Below are 267 nucleotides of genomic sequence, written 5' to 3' on the forward strand. Positions count from 1 at the left end.
GGCCGCGCCGACCGTGTCGCGCGCCGGGTGCGCGAGGCCGCCACGCCCGAAGGCCAGATGCTGGCCCTGCAAGAAGCGCTGACGGGCGATGCGCGGCGCCACGAGGCGCCCGCGCCGCGGGCCGCGGCCCTGTTCCGCTGGCTCGCGGCCGAGCCGCGGCCCGTGGGCCCTGGTCTCGACGACCGCTTGGAGATGAGCGAGCGCAGCCTCAGGCGCTTCAGTCACGACCATTTCGGCTATGGCCCCAAGATGCTTGAACGCATCCTG

At 74.2% G+C, this 267-nt stretch carries 1 protein-coding gene; it reads left to right on the forward strand.

Translation table 11 applies throughout. From position 1 onward, the window contains the following. Window positions 1-267, forward strand: a 267-nt coding sequence (locus ACR6JA_RS22590; protein ID WP_494599688.1) for a hypothetical protein, incomplete at both ends; no start/stop codon positions are given.

Source organism: Cedecea sp. B1(4) (genome assembly GCF_059414925.1).